This is a genomic window from Flavobacterium xanthum (assembly GCF_900142695.1).
Classification (GTDB): domain Bacteria; phylum Bacteroidota; class Bacteroidia; order Flavobacteriales; family Flavobacteriaceae; genus Flavobacterium; species Flavobacterium xanthum.
Map to the genome: position 1 here is coordinate 106,682 of NZ_FRBU01000002.1, position 20,671 is coordinate 127,352.

The 20,671-nt window shown below is 32.9% G+C and carries 15 protein-coding genes; 2 read left to right on the forward strand and 13 right to left on the reverse strand.

All coding sequences use genetic code 11. The features are described 5' to 3' along the window. From BUC11_RS01635 to BUC11_RS01670, 7 genes are all read right to left on the reverse strand, one after another. The gene (locus BUC11_RS01635; protein ID WP_073351256.1) at nucleotides 1-4,344 is read right to left on the reverse strand and encodes a CusA/CzcA family heavy metal efflux RND transporter; all 4,344 of its coding nucleotides are present in this window, start codon (nucleotides 4,342-4,344) and stop codon (nucleotides 1-3) included. Nucleotides 4,345-4,984: 640 nt separating this feature from the next. Further along, nucleotides 4,985-6,379, reverse strand: a complete 1,395-nt coding sequence (locus BUC11_RS01645; RefSeq protein WP_073351336.1) for a sensor histidine kinase — start codon at nucleotides 6,377-6,379, stop codon at nucleotides 4,985-4,987. Nucleotides 6,380-6,383: 4 nt separating this feature from the next. Continuing rightward, nucleotides 6,384-7,046: a response regulator transcription factor gene (locus BUC11_RS01650; RefSeq protein WP_073351259.1), complete on the reverse strand. Its 663-nt coding sequence runs from the start codon at nucleotides 7,044-7,046 to the stop codon at nucleotides 6,384-6,386. 27 nt (nucleotides 7,047-7,073) lie between these two features. Then, a complete protein-coding gene (locus tag BUC11_RS01655) occupies nucleotides 7,074-8,516 on the reverse strand; it encodes a DUF3570 domain-containing protein (RefSeq protein ID WP_073351261.1) in 1,443 nt (480 codons plus the stop codon). A 43-nt stretch (nucleotides 8,517-8,559) separates the two neighbouring features. Then, on the reverse strand, nucleotides 8,560-8,772 hold the full coding sequence (locus BUC11_RS01660) for a DUF4266 domain-containing protein (RefSeq protein WP_066077493.1): 213 nt from the start codon (nucleotides 8,770-8,772) through the stop codon (nucleotides 8,560-8,562). A 10-nt stretch (nucleotides 8,773-8,782) separates the two neighbouring features. Next, nucleotides 8,783-9,769: an FAD:protein FMN transferase gene (locus tag BUC11_RS01665; protein ID WP_073351263.1), complete on the reverse strand. Its 987-nt coding sequence runs from the start codon at nucleotides 9,767-9,769 to the stop codon at nucleotides 8,783-8,785. After that, nucleotides 9,766-10,203, reverse strand: coding sequence for a thioredoxin family protein (locus BUC11_RS01670; protein ID WP_073351265.1), 438 nt, complete (start codon nucleotides 10,201-10,203; stop codon nucleotides 9,766-9,768). The genes BUC11_RS01665 and BUC11_RS01670 overlap by 4 nt, the downstream gene beginning before the upstream one ends. A gap of 143 nt (nucleotides 10,204-10,346) precedes the next feature. On the opposite strand from BUC11_RS01670, the gene BUC11_RS01675 reads away from it, so the two are divergent. Further along, the gene (locus tag BUC11_RS01675) at nucleotides 10,347-12,446 is read left to right on the forward strand and encodes an LTA synthase family protein (RefSeq protein WP_073351266.1); all 2,100 of its coding nucleotides are present in this window, start codon (nucleotides 10,347-10,349) and stop codon (nucleotides 12,444-12,446) included. A gap of 57 nt (nucleotides 12,447-12,503) precedes the next feature. Here BUC11_RS01675 and BUC11_RS01680 read toward each other — a convergent pair whose 3' ends face one another. Continuing rightward, nucleotides 12,504-13,502: a zinc dependent phospholipase C family protein gene (locus BUC11_RS01680; protein WP_073351267.1), complete on the reverse strand. Its 999-nt coding sequence runs from the start codon at nucleotides 13,500-13,502 to the stop codon at nucleotides 12,504-12,506. A gap of 98 nt (nucleotides 13,503-13,600) precedes the next feature. Here BUC11_RS01680 and BUC11_RS01685 point away from each other — a divergent pair, with 98 nt between their 5' ends. Continuing rightward, complete coding sequence (locus tag BUC11_RS01685; RefSeq protein WP_073351268.1) at nucleotides 13,601-14,350, forward strand: YoaK family protein; 750 nt, start codon at nucleotides 13,601-13,603, stop codon at nucleotides 14,348-14,350. Here BUC11_RS01685 and BUC11_RS01690 read toward each other — a convergent pair. From BUC11_RS01690 to BUC11_RS01710, 5 genes are all read right to left on the reverse strand, one after another. After that, nucleotides 14,334-15,311 carry a YeiH family protein gene (locus BUC11_RS01690; RefSeq protein ID WP_073351269.1) on the reverse strand — a complete coding sequence of 326 codons (978 nt, stop codon included), beginning with the start codon at nucleotides 15,309-15,311 and terminating at the stop codon, nucleotides 14,334-14,336. The two genes, BUC11_RS01685 and BUC11_RS01690, sit on opposite strands and share 17 nt — an antisense overlap. A gap of 75 nt (nucleotides 15,312-15,386) precedes the next feature. Continuing rightward, nucleotides 15,387-16,283, reverse strand: a complete 897-nt coding sequence (locus BUC11_RS01695) for a LysR family transcriptional regulator (RefSeq protein WP_073351338.1) — start codon at nucleotides 16,281-16,283, stop codon at nucleotides 15,387-15,389. 19 nt (nucleotides 16,284-16,302) lie between these two features. Continuing rightward, a complete protein-coding gene (locus BUC11_RS01700; protein WP_073351270.1) occupies nucleotides 16,303-18,330 on the reverse strand; it encodes a hypothetical protein in 2,028 nt (675 codons plus the stop codon). 72 nt (nucleotides 18,331-18,402) lie between these two features. After that, nucleotides 18,403-19,149: a 3-oxoacyl-[acyl-carrier-protein] reductase gene (gene fabG, locus BUC11_RS01705; protein ID WP_073351272.1), complete on the reverse strand. Its 747-nt coding sequence runs from the start codon at nucleotides 19,147-19,149 to the stop codon at nucleotides 18,403-18,405. A 186-nt stretch (nucleotides 19,150-19,335) separates the two neighbouring features. Continuing rightward, nucleotides 19,336-20,658, reverse strand: coding sequence for a Na+/H+ antiporter NhaC family protein (locus BUC11_RS01710; protein WP_073351276.1), 1,323 nt, complete (start codon nucleotides 20,656-20,658; stop codon nucleotides 19,336-19,338). Between the last annotated feature and the right edge of the window lie 13 nt (nucleotides 20,659-20,671).

Below are 20,671 nucleotides of genomic sequence, written 5' to 3' on the forward strand. Positions count from 1 at the left end.
TTATTTTGATGTTATGTTCATTAAATTAATAATGGTTTGATTTCCTTTTCTAACGGCTTCAATATAATTACTTTGAATTTCGGTATTTTGATTAATAAGCATCACCCATTCTAGATAATTAATGTCGCCATTAATGAATTTTTTATTGGCAGCGTTGGTGACTAAATCTACATTTTTTAATGCTTTAGTCTCGTAATATTCAATAGTAATTTGTTGTTTTTTATACTCTTGAAGTAATTCTTGATAGTGTGTTTTCAGTTTTAGTTTTTCATTATTCACATCATTGTTGGCAATTTGAGAACTAATTTCTAATGCTTTTTTTCTGTTCCCAATAGAGGAATTGAATAACGGTAAAGCAACGCCAAACTGACCAAAAACTCCATTATAATTGTCTTGAAACGCAGTATTAGTTTTAAAAGTTTGCCAATAAACACCACCAATTAATTCGGGCATTTTTTTAGATTTTTCTAAAGCAATCTCCGCTTTATTATTGTTTACTTCTTGCTCTTTTAATTTTACACTTGGTTGCTTAGATATAAAACTTTCATCTAAATTCTGGTTGAAAGTCATTTTGTGTTTATCCCAAGCTGGAACAAAAATTGTATCATCATTCAATATATAGTTGAATTGTGTTTGAAGTACTTTATAATCGCTTTGTACTTCTTGCAATTGTATTCTAATTTGTCCTGATTGGTTTTCTGCAGTTGCTTTTTCTAAAATATTGCTTTCTCCTTTATCAAAACGAAGCGTTGCTTTTCTTAAAAATTCTGCATAAATACTATCACTTTTTTGTAATAATTTTTCTTTTTCTTTTAGATAAATCATTTCATAAAATGACATTGTTACTTGCTTTGTCAATTCCCTTTTTTGTAAAGCCTCGTTCCATTCTCCAGTTTTTGCTTGGGCTTCTAAAAGTTGTTTTTGTCTTTTGTAAACTGTTGGAAATTTGATTCTTTGTGTAACACCCACTTTTATATCATTCACATCACTATTAAACTGACCATATTCACCAACAAATTCTGTATTGGAAATATCATAACCTGTTTTGGCCATTTTTTGTAAATAGTCTGAATTTAGTTTTCCGTTTTTGATTTTTAGATTATTAGAAAGAGCTGTTTCGATGGCTTTGTCGAACGAAATTTTTTCTTGTGCAGTGCCATTTTGTGCGGCTAAAAACAATCCAATTATCATTAAAGTTGTAATGGATTTTGTCTTTGTGGATTTTAATTTAATTCCTTTTTCGAACATAATGTATAAAATTGGTAATACAAATAAAGTTAAGAATGTAGCAATTATCAGTCCGCCAATTACTACGGTTGCTAATGGTTTTTGCACTTCTGCACCCGAACCATTACTCAACGCCATTGGCAAAAATCCTAACGATGCAACTAATGCTGTCATCAAAACTGGACGCAAGCGTATTTTTGTTCCTTGCAAAACAATTGCTTTTAAATCGGTTTCGCCTGATAATTTGATGCGATTGAATTCGGCAATAAGTACTAAACCATTTAAAACTGCAACACCAAACAATGCAATAAATCCAACGCCTGCGCTAATGCTAAAAGGCATTCCACGTAGTGCCAAAAAGAATATTCCTCCAATCATGGATAACGGAATTGCTGAATAAATTAACAATCCTTGTTTTATAGATTTGAAGGCAAAATACAGCAGAATTAAAATTAACAAAAGTGAAATTGGAACAGCAATTAACAATCTATCTTTTGCAGCGTTTAAGTTCTCAAAAGCTCCGCCATAAGTTGTATAATAACCTGCTGGAAGTTTTAATTTTGCATCGACTTTATCTTGTAATTCTTTTACAATACTTTGTACATCGCGACCACGAACATTAAATCCAACTACAATTCTGCGTTTGGCATCTTCTCGTTGAATTTGATTTGGACCTTCGGTGATCTCCACTTTTGCCAATTGTGATAATGGAATTTGTGAACCATTTGGCGTTGGAATTAACAAATTTTGAACATCCGATAGATCTTGTCTTTTTTCACCTTCTAAACGAACCACCAAATCAAATCTTTTTTCGCCTTCATAAATTAAGCCGGTACTCTGTCCTGCAAAAGCCGTATTTACAATTCGGTTAATGTCTTCAATATTTAAATTATATTGTGCAATGGCAGATCGATTGTAATCAATTACAATTTGCGGCATTCCTGTAACTGATTCTATATAAAGGTCTGATGTGCCTTCAACTGTATTTACAATTTTGCCTAATTTGTTGGCGTATAATGCTAAAGTATCTAGGTTTTCTCCAAATATTTTACACACAACATCTTGTCTTGCGCCAGTCATTAATTCATTGAAACGCATTTGAACCGGATATTGAAAACCAAAAGAAACTCCCGGAACGGCTTCCAATTCTTTGCTCATTTTTTCGGATAATTCATCGAATGTTGAAGCTGATGTCCATTCGCTTTTATCTTTTAGAATAATCATCATGTCACTTGCATCAATAGGCATTGGATCAGTTGGAACTTCGGAACTTCCTGTTTTACCAACTACTTTTTGAACTTCTGGAAATTCATCTAATATTATTTTTGCTCCTTGAGAAATCGCAGTCATTGACGTTTGTAAATTACTTCCGGGTAAAACTCGCGTTTCTACCGCAAAATCTCCTTCTTCTAATGATGGCATAAATTCGCCACCCATAAAAGAAAGTGTGATAATCGCTAAAACAAATAAAGTTAAAGTAGTTCCTATTATTATTCGTGGAATTCCCAATGCTTTATTTAAAAGAGGTTGATAGAAATTTTCTAATTTTTCCATCATTCGATCCGAAAAATTCTTTTTATGACTTACTTTCTTATCTAAAAATAAAGCCGTCATCATCGGAATGTAAGTAAGTGATAATACAAAAGCACCGAACAAAGCAAAAGCAATAGTTTGCGCCATAGGTAAAAACATTTTACCTTCAATACCTCGTAAAGTGAAAATTGGAATGTAAACTATCAAGATAATTAACTCACCAAAAACAGCAACATTTCGCATTCTGGTAGACGTTTCTAAAACCACATTATCCATTTGATTTTGTGTTATTTCACCTTGTTTCCTGCTGTGTAAACTAAACAAACAGGCTTCAACAATAATAACTGCGCCATCTACAATTAGTCCAAAATCTAAAGCGCCCAAACTCATTAGATTTCCGCTTACGCCAAATAAATTCATTAAAATCACGGCAAATAACATCGCTAACGGAATAACTGACGCAACAATTAATCCTGCTCTAACATTTCCTAAAAAGAAAATTAAGACAAGAAGTACAATTATTGCGCCTTCTAATAAGTTTTTCCCAACGGTAGAAATGGAATTATTTACCATTTTAGTTCTGTCTAAAAAAGGTTCAATAACAACGCCTTCTGGTAATGTTTTTTGAATTTGAAGAACTCTTTCTTTGATGTTTTTAATAACAATATTACTGTTTGCGCCTTTCAACATCATCACAACAGCGCCAGAAACTTCCTCAGATGGAGTACCACGTTTGTGAAAAGTCATAGCGCCATATCGAATCGCATTTCCTATACGAACATCGGCAACATCACGAATAAATAATGGACTTCCGCTATTTGTATTTTTAATAGCAATTTCTTTTATATTATCAATTGTACTAATTAATCCTTCGCTTCGAATGTATAAAACGGTTGGTCCTTTTTCAATATAAGCACCACCAGTATTTTGATTGTTTTTTTCTAAAGCAGTAAAAACATCAGTAACTGTGATATTGTGCGATTGCAATTTATTTGGATCAATGGCAATTTCAAATTGTTTTAATTTTCCACCAAAACTGCTTACTTCGGCAACACCTTCAACACCTAACAATTGTCGGCGAACAATCCAATCCTGAATGGTTCTTAATTCCGTAGCATCGTATTTGTTTTCATAACCACTTTTTGCTCTTACGGCATATTGATATATTTCGCCCAAACCAGTACTTACTGGACCAAGAAATGGAGCGTCAATGCCTTTTGGAATTTGATCTTTAACTGCGCTTAATCGTTCGGTTACTTGTTGTCTTGCCCAATACACATCTGTTGCATCATCAAATACAATAGTTACAACGGATAATCCGAAACGTGAGAAACTGCGAATTTCTTTCAGTCCTGGAATGTTGCTGTTGGCTTGTTCGATAGGAAACGTTATTAATCGTTCAATATCGGTTGCGCCTAATGATGCTGCAGAAGTAATTACTTGAACTTGATTATCTGTAATATCTGGTACGGCATCAATGGGTAACTTGGTAAATTGATAACTGCCATATCCAATAAGAGCGACAATAAAAAGACCAACGATAAGTTTGTTTTTGATTGAAAACTCAATTATTTTATTCAACATAGTTTAAAATTATTAATTATTTTATAAAAAACAGGCTTCAAAAAAATCATCATCAATGTCTTAATAAAGATAATTTAAATAAAGCATTTAAATAATTAACAATTTTTAGGTGGTCTCCAAATGGATAATAGAACAGTCGAGGAAAAATAATTTTGTAAAAAAGCTATTTTTTGAGGCTCTTTAAAAAAATAAATAGGTGAAAATTTAAATAAATTTATTTCTAAATGTATTACTACATTTTGGTTGGAAGAAAAGTCAGAATGAGTATGGAAAGGTAAATCATTATGGTCGTCCTTTTTTTCGTCGTGATGGTTATTTAAATAATGATCTGTCAAAAAATGAAATAGGGTTATATTGCTTTGTTCGTGATTATGCTGTATAAAATGTGAAACTAATATAGGTAAGCGCATGCTATCCTCGACTACGTAAGGAATCGTAAGTTGCAAGCAAATAGCTAAAGTGATTATGTTTTTTAGAAATTTCACAAACAAATATAGGCACTTTTAAAATTAAATTTTAAATAATAAACTAATGTCAACTCAATACGTAAAAAGTATCAGTAATGGAAAATAAATAAGTTTTCCAGCTTCCTTTAGTAAAATGTAAATGTACTGCAAAATCGGGATCACTCTCTTAAGAACTACTTAAGGTCTGCTTCAAATAAACTTAAAATTACGGTAGTCCCTTTATTCTCTTGACTAGTAATTGCCACTGTGATATTAAGTAATGAACATAATCTTTTAACAATAGATAACCCCAAACCAGTTCCTTTAATTTCAGGATGATCACTCGATTTTGATCGGTAAAATTGATTGAAAATTCTTTCTAAATCTTCTGTAGGTATTCCAATACCCGAGTCAATGATGTGGCATTCAATCTTAGCACCATTATTTACTATTTTAATGGTTAGACTGTCATCTGAATTAGAATATTTCAACGCATTTGAAATCAGGTTATTAATGATAATTGAAAATAAATAGCTATCCGTTTCTATATAATAATCTTGGAAAAATTCAGCTGTGACATTGATTTTTTTGGATTGGATAGTGGAAGAAGATCGAGCAATAGTGTCTAAAAAGATAGCATTCAAGTATACTTTTTCAATTTTTAAGGTTTGCTTTTGGTTTTCAAATCGCGCCAATAGGAGAAGCTGATCTACTAAGTGATTCAACCGATTTACTTCTTTTACACAAAAATTAATCTTTTCTTCGTATTCAGCAGCATCTCTTGGTTTTCGTATTAAAACCTCCAAAGTGCCTTTTATTACGGTTAAAGGAGTTCTTAGTTCATGAGATGCATCTGAAGTAAATTGTTTCTCCCTTTCAACGGCAGTTTCAATTCGGTCTAATAAATTATTGATTGTTTGAGACAAAACAAAAAGTTCGTCTCTATTTTGAGGCATCGGAATTCTAGAAGTCAGATTGTCTTTGGTAATGACATTGGAAGTTTTAATAATAGCACTAATGGGTTTGATACTTCTTCCAGCAATAAATCGAGCAATGAAGAACAACAAAATTAAAATTAAAGGATAGACAATAATAAGCACTTCAGATAAATTGTTAAGCACTAACGAGGCATCTTCTAGTGACATCGCTATTAGTATATAGCCAATTACCTTGGTCTTTTGATAAATGGGGACCTGAATTTGACGAATAGTGTTTGTTTCTAATTTTGTGTCAAAAACCTCATTATCAATTTTTTTAGAAAAATAGGTCAAGGTTTGTTTTTTGAGATTGGGAGATTTTTCAATCACAACTCCTTTTTTATCAATAAATTGAATAAATACTGGATTTACATCAAGTGTATTGTGCTCCCGTTCCTTCCACTCCTCTTCATGAATCAAATGAAAACTACTATCTACAACTTCAATTTCAGTAAGATGTTTCTCCACTTCAAAACTAATATCAGTATTTACATGGCTGTAAACACTAAATTTAACAATAGAATAGATAATAAAAAAAACTACAAAAATTAATAATGCAGTAGTTATAATATAATGTGAAGCAATTCGATTTTTAAAGGAAAGTTGTGGCATTTTTTTAGTCATTAGCAATATAACCTATACCGCGAACGGTTTTTATATAATCTTCTTCTATTTTTAAGTTTAATTTCTTGCGTATGGCATTTATAAAAACATCGATAACACCAGTGTCATACTCAAAATGTATGTCCCAAACATCTTCAATAATTTGAGTTCTAGTGCATACTTTTCCTTTGTTTTTTACTAAATAACTTAGGAGTTCAAATTCACGTTGTGTTAGTGCTACTTCGATTTTATTGACCAAAACCTCATGTTTGACGGTATCTATTTCAATCGTGCCAAGAGTAAGCATTTCATTTTCCTTTTGGTTTCTAAAATGAATTTTAATCCGTTCCACTAATTCATCAAAACTAAACGGTTTCTTTATATAATCGTTAGCGCCTGCTTTGAGTCCTTCAATAGTTTCTTGAACCGTATCTTTGGCAGTCAAAAATATAATTGGAGTACTGTTGTTTTTCAACCGAATGGCTTTACACAATTCTAAACCAGTCATTTTGGGAAGCATCCAATCCAGCAAAATAAGATCAAAATTCTCTTTTTGAGTTAACTGAAAACCCAATAAGCCATCAGAAGCACTAGTAATCGTATATCCTTCTTCTTCTAACCCTTGCTGAATAAATTGAACAATGCCCGCTTCATCTTCTACAATTAATATGTGCATTTTATACTTTTTTTGTAAATTTAAGCATTATTGCATTACAAACTTGAAACCAATTGTAGCAATATTAGCCTTAAGATTATCACTTCGTTCATAGTGATTGAATCTAAAATCAATGTTTTTCAAACCAAATTTCCATACTTTCGATGCTGTAAAAATATCTGTATAGTTGATACCAAAACCGTATTGATTAGCATCAAATGTAGCTAAATCTGCATCTGAAGTATAAAATTTTTCTGTGGATAAATGTGTTTCGTACGGTGCGTAATATTTAGAAGCTATTTGTGTATAGTAGCGATACATTGGAAAAACAGTAAACTTATCTGATAATTTCACAGGAAGTTCAATAGTAGCGGTATGAGACTGAATGTTCCAGTTATCTGAGTAAAAACGATAATACGTTCTCAATAGGAAGCGTTCGTTAATGTAATAATTTAAACGGGCTCCAATAGGAAGTTTGAAACGAGAATCTGGTAATCTTTCAATATCGTCTGCTAATTTATAGACTCCAGCATTGCTTGTACTCTCATAATTATTAATGTATTGCGCTTGTCCAATGTAAAAATTAGCTTTGTCAGCAAAATAGATTCGGTGATATGGGGAAGACAATAATCCTTGTTGCTGCAATACATCAAAAAATACGGACACTTGTAATTTCTTAGATAAGACCTGAGAAAAACCTATGGATGCTGAGAAAGAGTTTCTATTCACTGCATTTATCGTTTGAAATGCTGATGGCAAATAATTGGCGGTAGATTGTCCATTTTGATCTAAAACCGTTACTCCATTAAAATAGCCTTGGTTTAAAAAGTTAGAACCATATTTAGAATATTCGTGCAATTCCGTTGGATAAATTGGTCTCCATTGATCCAAATATGCATTTACTTTCAAGCTTAATTCTGTATTTTTTTCATTAAAAAGACCGGCAATTCCGCCTCCAAACCCAACAGAAGTGTAATCATATTCATTGGAGAAAGAAACATCTGTATTCCATATAAAATTTCTGGAGTCACTACTATGGCTGTAATTAGCAACCACCGACACCAATTGATCACTTCTAGACGCACCAGATGAAGCTTGCCATGGCGTTCCAGAAGGACCTAAAGCCACTACTTTTCCACCCGCTACTCTATCATCATCGCCGCCACCTCCTCCAGCAGAAGCGCCAGTGGAATTAAATGGATTTATATTACTTGAAGAAGCTGATGAATAGGCTGATATTCCCAAATCAATAGTCAAAACATCATCATCATTTAATGGCATTGCCACCACAATATTTGAGGCTACATCTGTAAGTTTTTCAGATCCTATACCGCCTGAGACAGCTGATCTTGAACCATTTTGATCGTAGTAACTGGCTAAAAAGTCAACTTCCGTACTTTCTAGCACTCTTTTTTTAAATACTGGCTCTTTATCTTGTGCAAAAGCAGCAGTAGTCAGTAAGATAAAAAAAGATAAAATTTTTATTTTCATTTTTTCAAGGATTCAAATTTACCATCTAAATACATGCTTTTAATTAGTTGCACCCACAACCACCGCCAGATTTTCCTCCATTGGCTCCTGCAGCAGCTTCCCGATACACTTGAAAAGAAGTCTCATATCGTTCCGCGGTTCTCGCTGATAATTTCATATCAGGATCGTTAATTTTTTCTTTCTCGTATTCTTTTACGGAACTGCAGGACTGTAAAATCAATGCTGTAAAAAACAAAAAGGCTATTTTATTTATCATCTTCACTTTTTTATTTAGTTATATTTTGAACATCAATACCATTGGAGGAATGAATCTTGCCTTTATCATCTACAATAATACATTCAACACCTTTAATTTGATTTACTAAATCCAACCCGACATCCACCCCCAGCACAAAAATTCCAGTTGCTAAAGCATCTGCGATCTCAGTTTTTTTAGCAAAAACGGATACACTTACTACTCCTGTAGCTGGATAACCTGTTCTGGGATCGATAATATGAGAATAGCGAATGCCATTAAAAATAACGTATTTCTCATAACTACCTGATGTTTCCACGGCACTATCTTCGATGGGAAAAGTTGCAAATATTTTATTTTTGTTCAAAGGATTTACTATTCCAATATTCCAAGATTTGCCATCTGGTTGTTTTCCCCAGGCATTAATATCTCCTGAAACATTTACAATTCCAGCTGTACAGCCTTTTGAGAATAACAAATCCTTTATTTTGTCAGCAATAAATCCCTGTCCTATTCCGCCTAAGCCTAGCTTCATTCCCGCTGATTTTAGAAAAATAGTCTGTTCTTTTTTATTTAAAATAATATTTTTGTATCCAATTTTTGCAACTGATTTTTTTATGGCTTCCTCCGTCGGCATTGTTTTCATGCTACCGTCAAATTTCCATATTTTATCCATGGAAGCGTACGAAATATCAAATGCACCCTTTGTAATTTGAGAAATTTTGATGGAACGTTCTACTAAATCAAAAACTTCTGCATCTACTTTTACAGGTTTTATTCCTGCATTTCTATTTACGTCAGAAATTTGTGTAGTGGGAATCCAATCAGAAATTAAATTCTCGATACGTTTTACTTCGGCTACAGCCAAATCAATATATTCATTAGCTTTTATAGTGTCGGTAGCAACAGCGGTTACCTCAAAAGGACTTCCTAACATTGACAACCTTCGCTTGTGCGCAATTTGTGCATTAGCTACTATTAATGCTAACAAAAAACCTATACAGACTGTTTTTCTCATTTGATTTCAAAAGAATGAATGAGTTGAATGTATTGCTCTGGACCTGTGTTCTTATATCCTGTTATCCCTAATACCCTGCCCGTTTTATCTAAAAGAAGTACCAGTGGGAAATTTCCAGATTTATTATATTCCGAAGCCAATTTTTTATTGCTACTTGTTACTTCAGCACCTAACAAATTTGCTTTTTTCTTTGGAAAATCAGCTTTGTACAAGACCCATTTTTCATCGGCTTCCTTTTTAAATTCTTTAGATTGCCAAATTGTTTTATCTAATTTAATACAAGGTGCACACCAATCAGATCCGGAAAACACAAGTATAATATTTTTATTTTCTGCAATAGCTTGCGATTTTGCTTCTTCAAAACTAGATTTCCAGTTTTGGGAATAGCCCATTGTCCCTATGAAAAGAAACAAAATCAATATATTTTTTTTCATTGTAATTGCATTTTAAATTCCTAGTAAAATTATTGGTTTTATTTTGTTTTGGAACCCGCTAAATTCTATCTTAAGTCAATATTAATTTAGGTAGAAAATTAAGTTTATAAATTAATTATATTTTTACACAAAAATATAAATACATGAATTTATCAAAAAAAATCTCTCCATTCTATTACTTACTTCTTTTTTATATTACCGTTAGTTTCTTTTTAAGAATAATTCTCTTTTTTCATCCTATAACTCAAGCTACCTTTTCTGGGGTGGATACCGTATCCTTATTTGTATTTGGCTTTTTATCTGACTTTTTTGTTTTTGTGCTAGTAAGCGGCTTCTTATGGCTGTACCTTATTTTTATATCTAATTCCAAATATTTTAAACCTTATGGCTATTTCATCCTTGGATTATTCGTTGCACTGTTGCTTTATATTTCCTTTGGAAACACGGTGCTCAATGAATATGGAAGTGCTTTACCCAAAATCGTAATTGCCTTTCTTTCGATAAAAACAGTTTTATTCGCATTGCTTCTTTTTTTACCTAGATATAGGAGCCAAATTCGGTATTGGCTGTTTTCCTTTGTGATCTTTTTATATGTGGTTTTAATTTTGCAAAACGGGATCAGTGAATACTTTTTTTGGAATGAATTTGGAGTGAAGTACAATTTTATAGCTGTAAATTATCTAATTTATACCAATGAAGTTATAGGAAACATTATGGAATCGTATCCTGTCATTCCCATATTTTCAGCCCTTTTCATCATTGCTGGACTAGTAACCTACGTTATTGTAAAAAAATCGAAAGTTTATATCGACAGTATTCCTGCTTTCGTTGAAAAAATGAAAATTTCAGGAATTTATTTCCTTCTTTTTGGAATGTCACTTTTCGCTATTCCAGCTTTATCAGTTAAGGAAAATTCTCAAAATATTTTTGCAAATGAATTGCAAGCGAACGGAATTTATAAGTTTTATTTGGCATTTATGAATAGTGAATTAGACTATTTTAAATTTTATAAAACCGTTCCTAGTGCTGATGCCTATGCACAATTAAAGCAGCAGATTCCGCAAATTTCGGGAGAAACGACCTTGAGACTAATTCAAAGTGAAGCTGCTGAAAACCATAAGAATGTGGTTTTGATAACGATCGAAAGTTACAGTGCGGAATTTATGAAAATGTATGGAAACGAGAAAAAAATCACTCCTTTTCTAGATAGCTTGGCAACAAAAAGTTTGGTTTTTACGAATCTTTACGCAGTAGGAAACAGAACAGTGCGTGGCCTTGAAGCGGTTACACTATGTTTTCCTCCTACAGCAGGCGAAAGTGTTGTAAAAAGGAAAGACAATAAAAATAAATTCTCAACTGGAGCTATATTTAAAGAAAAAGGATATGCCGTCAAATTCATGTATGGAGGCGATGCTTTCTTTGATAATATGGAAGATTTTTTCGCAGGAAATCAATACGATATTGTAGATAAAAAGACGTTTGCACCAAACGAAATTACTTTCGATAATATTTGGGGAGTTTGTGATGAAGATATGTACAATAAAGCTATTGGGATTATGAATAAAGAGGCTTCTACTAACAAGCCATTTTTTAATCATATTATGACGGTGAGTAACCACAGACCCTTTACTTACCCCAATGGAAAAATTGATATTCCCGGCGATGCAAAATCGCGAGATGGTGGTGTAAAATATACTGATTTTGCCATCAAAAAATTCTTTGAAATGGCTAAAAAACAGCCTTGGTTCACGAATACTGTATTTGTCATTTTAGCAGATCATTGTGCTTCGAGTGCTGGTAAAACAGAACTTCCTGCAGATAAATACAGAATTCCTGCTATGATTTTTAGTCCTGGATTTGTAGCACCTCAAAACTACACTAATTTAATGTCACAAATTGATGTTATGCCAACCGTTTTAGGGCTATTAAACTTTAAATACCAAAGTAAATTTTATGGTCAAGATGTGTTAAAACCAGATTATAAACCTAGAGCCTTGATTGCCACATACCAGGATTTAGGATTGATAAAAGACAATATTTTAACGGTTATTTCACCTAAAAAAAGCGTCAAACAGTTTCAGCTAGCATTGAAACCAAACCAGACAGTACCGTTGGATTTCCAAATATTCTACGAACAAACGCCATTGAAAAAAGAAAGAACAGATTTAGTAAACGAAACTGTTTCATACTATCAAACTGCCTCCGATATATTGAAAAATAAGAAGTATCAAAAAATTAATTAGCATAAAAAAACGGGTGAGATATAAGTCTCACCCGTTTTTTAATTAGAAAAGTAGCATTTATTCTTTTTCATTTATTAAACCAAAGAGACTTCCCTTTTCAAAGGTTTTCAAATCTTTTTTTAGATTTTTGCTGTTGCGTTTTGTAAGTTCAGTAGCATCGAGATTGCTTAAGTCTGGTTTTCCAGCATTGACCCAAGCCGTATACCAAAAACTTGCTGTTGCTGTAATCGCTTTCTTCATTTGTTGTTCCACCATCCCGTTTAAATCTGTATGCAATTTACCTGCATACTCATCAGAATATAACATTCCACCATATTTGTTTTTCACAATAGTTCCAGCGGCATCCGTTACGTACATTTTGTTTTCAGGAGTTGCAGTTCTTAGTTTTTTATCGGTAGCCAATAAAGGTTCCACTAAACTGTGGGTGTCAAAAATGATATCCCAAGTAGCCTTCTCCACATTTTCTAAATATTTCCCTTGCGCTACATTCAATTTATAGTTTTTTACAAACAATTCAGGCAAACGACTTTCCCATAAAGAATGAATTCCTTTTTGGTTGGTATTTTGTCCATCATGATTGTCTGAAGTATGCAATGGCATGTGTGCATCTGCAATATAGTGACCTAAATCACCCGCGATGAAAAGGATTTCATTTTTTCTTTTATCTTTAAAAGCTTTAGTTAATTTGGCCATCATATCTTGAATGTGCCAAGGTAAGATTCCATTTTTAGTCAAAAACTTTTCATCATATTTAGACTTTGCTTCTTCCATAGTTTTAGGAAAAGTCTCTACTGCACCAAAATTCTCCATATCAAAATAATGACGTGGCGGCTCCATTTTGTCGTTTAAGACGTTCCTTCTTAAATCTGGAACAGTAGATGCTTGTGTGATGTAATCAATGTGATTGTAAAAAAAAGTTTGCAATGGTTTTGGCAATGCCATTACAGCTGCTCTGTTAATTCGTTCATGACCGATAACTCCCCATGACAAAAGAAGAAAGGCAACGCCAAGTGCAGATAAAGCAATAAACGTAGGTCTAATTTTAAAATTTTTCATTAAATTTATTTTTTTTGAAAGACAAATGTATTTCTTTAATTCGTTATTAGAAAAAAAAGGATTTAAGATTGTGTTAATTAAAAAAGAAAACTACAACTATGTTTCGACATCAAGGAAAAAATAGAACTTTTGTTCACAATCTTCGTTTGGCTACTTTATTATCATTTGTAGCTGGAATTGTAAATATTACGGGAGTTTTATCCATTCAAACTTTAACTACTAATGTTACGGGACATTTCGCCTATTTTGCCGAAGAGATTATGAAACGGGATTTCGTAGCCGCTATTACTTTTTTTGTATTCACTATTTTCTTTTTATTAGGTGCCTTTACCTCTAATTTTTTAGCAGAACTAATTTCAAAAAAACATCCAAATCTATCTCATGTACTGCCCATTTCTATAGAAATGATTGTTTTGATTGCGGTTGGTATTTTTGGAACCCAAACATCCCTATCGAGTTTGGAAGGAAAATGGATTGCTTTTTCGATGCTTTTCGCCATGGGAATACAAAACTCTTTAGTGACAAAAATTTCACAATCTATAGTTCGAACTACCCATCTAACCGGGCTTTTTACAGACTTAGGAATTGAACTGTCTCAATTGTTTTTTTATAAAAAGCCAGAGGAAAAGAAAAAATTAAAAATAAGTATCTATCTTCGGTTGTCCATCATCATTTTCTTTTTTATTGGCTGTTTTTCAGGTGGTTTTCTCTATAATACACTGAAAATAAAAACACTTTTTATTGCTGCTACTTTTTTATTAATTGCTCTTATGTATGATTATATCCGACTGCAATTTCATGTGATTAAAAGAAAAACATTTAATCATAAAACTATTTTAGATAAATAATTGCAATTAATGTAGCAATGGCAATGCATATCCAAAGCAAAATCCCTTGTGCTAAAGGTTTTATTCCTACCGCTTTTAAAATAGCTCCATTTAATCCGGCTCCAATTAGAAATAAAGTTATGGTCAAACCAATTTTAGAAATTGAAACAAAATAGGGTGTAATAATCTTCATTTGTGGCAAATAAGTAGTTGAAATCATAGCCAAAATAAACAATCCTATAAAGTAAGGAATTTTAATTTTCTTTGTATTATTTTTAAAAATAAAGGAAGTGATCAACGCTACAGGAATAATCCAAAGCGCTCGTGCTAATTTTACTGTTGTAGCTATCTGCAAGGCTTCCGCACCATATTTACTTGCCGCTCCTACTACAGAACTGGTGTCATGTATGGCAATAGCACACCACAAGCCGAACTCTTGTTGAGATAAACCCAACCACTGCCCTACTGCTGGAAACACAAAAAGCGCTACTGAATTCAGAATAAATATGACTCCCAGAGCGACAGAAGTTTCTTTTTCATTGGATTTGATTACGGGAGCGATTGCTGCAATGGCGCTACCTCCACAAATTGCAGTACCGCATGAAATTAAATGAGCTGTTTTCTTCTCGATTTTGAGCCATTTTCCTAAAAAAGTTCCTAAAACCAAAGTGGTGAAAATAGAAATTACGGTAAACAAGAAACCTTCTTTTCCTGCTGATACCGCACTATGAATATTCATGCCAAATCCCAAACCCACAACTGAAAATTGCAACAAATAGTTAGTCGCTTTATGATTTAATTTTAAAAATGGATGTCCAAAAAGATTGGCCACTAGTAATCCTAATACTAAGGCTATAGGCGGTGAAACAAAAATTGTGGTACAAAACAATAGCAACACAACAAAAATCAGTTGCTGCAATGTGGCATTAACTTTAAAAAAAATAAAAGGTTGTTTTTGAATTTCTTTTTGATGCGTTTCCATTGTAAAGTAATTGAATTATTACAGTACAAAGGTGAAGCGATTAATCTATTAATACCAATCGCAAATTATAATCCGTTATAACTTTAAATTATAATGATTTGAAATGTTTTGGATAAACAAATCTGAAAGCGAATCAGTTTTTCCTTGCAAGGTGATGATATAAAAGAAACGTTCAATAATCAGGTCTTTAATATCTAATATTCCTAATTCATTGCTTTCAAGTTCTTTTTTTATCGCATGAATTGATATAAAAGCCACACAATCAGAGTTCATTAAATAGGATTTTATACTTTCAGTACTGCCTAATTGCATTTCAATTTGCAATTCTGATAGTTTAATTTCAAATGGTTTCAGGGCATGTTCAATAACTTCAAGTGTTCCTGAACCTTGTTCTCGCATTAAAAAATGCATTCTTTTTAAATCCTCTTGCGTCACTTCATCAAGATTGCTTAAAGGATTGGAACTGCTGCAAACTAAAACCAATTCGTCCTTTAAAAACTCGGTATATTTAATGGATTTATTTTTGGATTGTCCTTCTACAATTCCAATTTCTATCTCCTGCTTTAGTAAAGCGCTTTCAATTTGTTCTGTATTTCCGTTAAGTAAACTCACTTTTACATCTTGCAATTTTTGATGAAAACGAGCTAAAAGTGGTGGAATAATATACTGAGAGATTGTTGTACTGGCACCTATTCGCAACAATCCAGAACGTTGATTAATCAGTGTACTCATATCAAAATCTATTTCGCGGTACACTTCAAAAATACTTTTGGTATGTTGTAACAACACTTCGCCAGCAGTTGTCAAGGAAATTTTTGATCCACTTCTATCAAAAAGTTTAATCTTATAATATTCTTCTAACTCCTGAATGTGCTTTGAAATCGCTGGTTGCGTAATAAACAATTCCGCTGCTGCTTTTGTAAAACTCAATCGATTGGCAACCGTATAAAACACTTTTAGTCTAAAATCCATGTTATTTTCTCGTATTTGCTTAAAGCAATCCATTGTATTTTCGAACAAACCACTCTGTAGCAAGTAAAATGGAGATCAATATTAATAACCAAACCCAGTCAATCAAAGGTGTTTTGGTTACACTATTTTTCTGTATTGCTTTGTAATCCTCGTTTTCCAAAAGTGTTTTTATTAAACCATTTATTTGGTCTGGAAAATATACCTTGCCCTCCGTTTGCGATGCTAATTGCGCCAATTTGGCTACATCAGGATTGATAAATTGCTTTTCGATATCAAAATCAAGAATTTCAAAACTGCTGGAGTAAGTCGTTCCAGAATTTAATTCTTTTACTGAGAAGGAATAAGAACACGATTTTAATCTATCCAGATTCACTTTATAGGAGTTGTTTCCTTTCAATAAATCGTAGTTCGTCGTTTGTTTCGTTTTAGTATTAGTAACAGCAATTGTCAATCTTGCTTTTTCGTCGAATTCATAGTTTTTATTAAAATATTGAGCTGTAATTTCGATTGCTTCGCCTGAGTTGTAAAAACTTTCATGTTCCACTACCAATGATTTTTTGGAGTTATTAGAAGCTAAAAATTGAACAACCTTATCTATGAAAAGATCGTATTTCTCAAATGATTGTGTATCTACATGTGTTTGTAAACGCCATTTCCAACTATTTTCACCCAAAAGATAAGCAACTCGTTTGCCTTGATTTTCTGCAAAAGCGAGCAAAGGCGCGTTCGTCTCGATTGTTCTAATTTTAGACGAAAGTAAAACTGAGATTGCTCCCTTTGTAGTAACGGTACCAAAAGCATTTTGTAAAGGCGTGAAATTTTCAAACCCAATATTCTCCAATGCAAACAAGTTAAATTGCTTATTAAAAACGGATAAATAATCCTCTTTTTGTCCGCTCATTTTAAAGTCTAAATTATCCTGTTGCTGATTTAAAAAATTAAAATCTGTATTGTTACCAGTAATAATAAACGTATTGATTCCAGCCATTTTACTATTCTCAAAAATAGTTTTGAATTCAGCAGTAGGTTGGTAAAAAATAAGAATAGTATAATCTTGTACTGATTTGATATCATTAGGCCTAACAATTGTCACTTTGCGTTGTACATTAGATTCAATTGCTCTTTTTAATGCTCCTAAATCAGGATGGCTGATTGCCGAAACGAGTGCAATAGCAGTCTTTTGATCCAGTACTTCAACGGCAAAATTCTTCGTATTATTATACTTGTTCTTTTCCTGTTCTTTGGATGAAATAGTTGCTTTAAAAAGTTGTAATCCTATTTTATCAGCGGGCAAGAGCAGGCTAACTGTTTCCGTTTTTTTAGAAGCTGAAAAAGCAATCGGTTGTTTGCTATAGATTGTTTTTCCTTGCGAAATAATAAAATCAGCCGTTATGCTTTTAGTTCCTGAATAGTGCAAAAAAGCTTCTACAGGAAATTTGTTCTTATGAAAAGCATATTTATTCACGTTCAATTGATTGATTTTGAAATCTAAAAAAGTAGTCGTATCTCCTACTACAAGGGGATATACTTTATTTGTAGCATCAAAACTATACACATAATCATTACCTGAAGTTTGGTTTCCATCGGTAATCAATACTGTTGGATAACTAGTATTTTTATATATACTTTTTAAATTTTTGGAGACAGCATCTATATTGGTTTGCGTTCCTTTAAAGTCAAGTGTGGTTGCAGGTTCAAAATCATCTGAAAATCGATACAATTGCACGTCAAATTTTTCTTGTAACGCCGAGTTTGCTTCTAATTTTTTATACAATTCCACTGCTTTTTCATTCGCATTTAAAAACGAAACTGAGCTAGAGTTATCCACTACAATAGGTAGAGGCGTTTTTACGGTTTCAAGGGTGTTTTTAGTTAATGTTGGATTAATCAATAACAGTAAAATTCCAAAAATGGATAAAAAACGTAAGAAAGCCAAAAACCAACCGACTTTCGATTTGTTTTTGGCTTTGTGGATATATTGAAAATAGGATAAACCACCTGCTATTAATAAAGAAAAAAGTAATAATAGTATGGTGGTTGTGGTCATATTTTGGTCGTATTCAAAAATCAATTTAGGTTCTCAGAATGGTATCCTGAAAACTAAATACCGATTCTTATTTTAAGTAAGCATTCCGCCACAAACGTTCATAACTTGTCCTGTTATATAGGCACTCATATCAGAGGCAAAGAAAAGACACGCATTAGCAACATCTTCCGTTGTTCCACCGCGTTTCAAAGGGATTCCATCTCTCCATCCTTTGACCACATCTTCATTTAATTTAGCCGTCATTTCCGTTTCTATAAATCCTGGAGCAATTGCATTGCAACGAATATTACGAGAACCTAATTCTAATGCTACTGATTTTGTAAATCCAATAACGCCTGCTTTTGATGCCGCATAATTAGTTTGTCCTGCATTTCCTTTCACTCCTACAACAGAACTCATATTGATAATCGAACCAGACCGTTGTTTTAGGAATGTACGTTGAATGGCTTTAGTCATATTAAAAACCGACTTCAAATTCACATCAATTACTTGATCAAAATCAGCTTCAGACATACGCATCAATAGGTTGTCTTTAGTAATTCCAGCGTTATTTATTAAAATATCAACTGTTCCAAATTCAGCTATAACGGCGTCAACAAGCGTTTGCGCTTCGTTAAAATCCGCCGCATTTGATTGGTAGCCTTTTGCTTTGATCCCAAGAGCATTCAATTCATTCTCTAAAGCCATCGCTGATTCTACTGATGAACTATAAGTAAATGCAACATTTGCACCTTGTTTTGCAAAAACTTCTGCAATTCCCTTTCCAATTCCGCGACTTGCTCCTGTGATAATGGCAACTTTTCCTTCTAGTAATTTCATAATCAAAAATTAATTTATTTTTTATTTTGAGCTATTCCTGCTATTCATTGCAATCTTTTCTATTTTTAAAGAAAAAATAGAAAAGGATCTCCATTGCTATCAGGGCTAAAAACGACTTGCCAAATATATAATATTTCCTTTCTTAAAAAAAATTTCGCTTTCAATAACAATCATAAAATTTCCTTTTTAGATGTGAAAAAATCGTTTGACCAGTTTATCCCAAAAGGAACTATAAATAGCGACTAATGTAAAGGCGAGTAAAAATAAATGATACCAAGCATTACTAATCAAATCAAAAAAATCTAATTTACCATTTGCAAAACTTAATATTAATAATACTTGTGCACCATAAGGCAAAATCCCTTGTACAATACACGAAAAAATATCCAAAATCGCTGCTGTTTTTTTCGAACTCAACTCATACTCATCATTAATCTCTTTTGCAATTGGTCCTGTTATTACAATGGATACGGTGTTATTGGCTATAGCCAAATTAGCAAAGCCTACCAAAGCCCCAATTCCAGCTTGTGCTGATTTTTTATTTTTGATTCGTTTTTTGATTTGGACCAACAGATAAGTAATTCCGCCTGCTTTGTCAACTAGAGCAGCAAGTCCGCCAGTAAGCATCGAAAGCAAAAAGATGTCGGTCATACTCGTAAAACCTTCATAGATCTTTTGAGTGAATTCCATTATTGTAAAAGAACCTCCAACATACCCAATAATGCCCGCTAATAACGTTCCTATAATTAATGTAGAAAAAACATTAACACCTACAACCGCTAAAACAATGACCAATAAATAAGGTACAATTGCAATCCATGAAAAATCATTTTTTGCAATAGCTACAGTAACAATATCAGAGTTTAACCCCAAGTAAAAGAAAACTAGAATAGTAACTATTGCTGCTGGAAAGGCAATAAACAAATTCACCTTGAATTTATCTTTTAATTCACATCCTAAGGACTGAGTAGCTGCAATAGTAGTGTCAGAGATCATGGATAAATTATCCCCAAGCATCGAACCGCCTAATAAAGCACCCGATATCAATGGTAGAGAAGCGCCACTCTTATCAGCAAGTGAAACCGCTATTGGTCCAATAGCTACAATAGCGCCAACTGAAGTTCCTGTTGCTGTTGATAAAAACGCAGCAATCAAGAAAATTCCTAGTGGAAAATAAGCCACGTCAATCGTGTTGATTCCAAGATTCACTACCGCATCAACGCCGCCCATAGCTTTACTCACCACTGCAAAAGCACCCGCAAGTAAATAAATCAAGCACATGGTCATAATTTTGCTTTCGCCACAACCTGCTATCAAGGTCTCCACTTTGTCTTCAGTTGATGATTTGTATAATAAAAAAGCGGCTATTATACCAATGAGAACTGCTACTGGGGACGGAAAAGCATAAAAATCATTCAAGACAATTCCTGCTCCTAAAAATGTAAAAATAAATACAAACAACGGAATCAACGCAAAGGGATTTCCGGTTTCTTTTGAAAATAGAGTCATAAAAATAATTTAA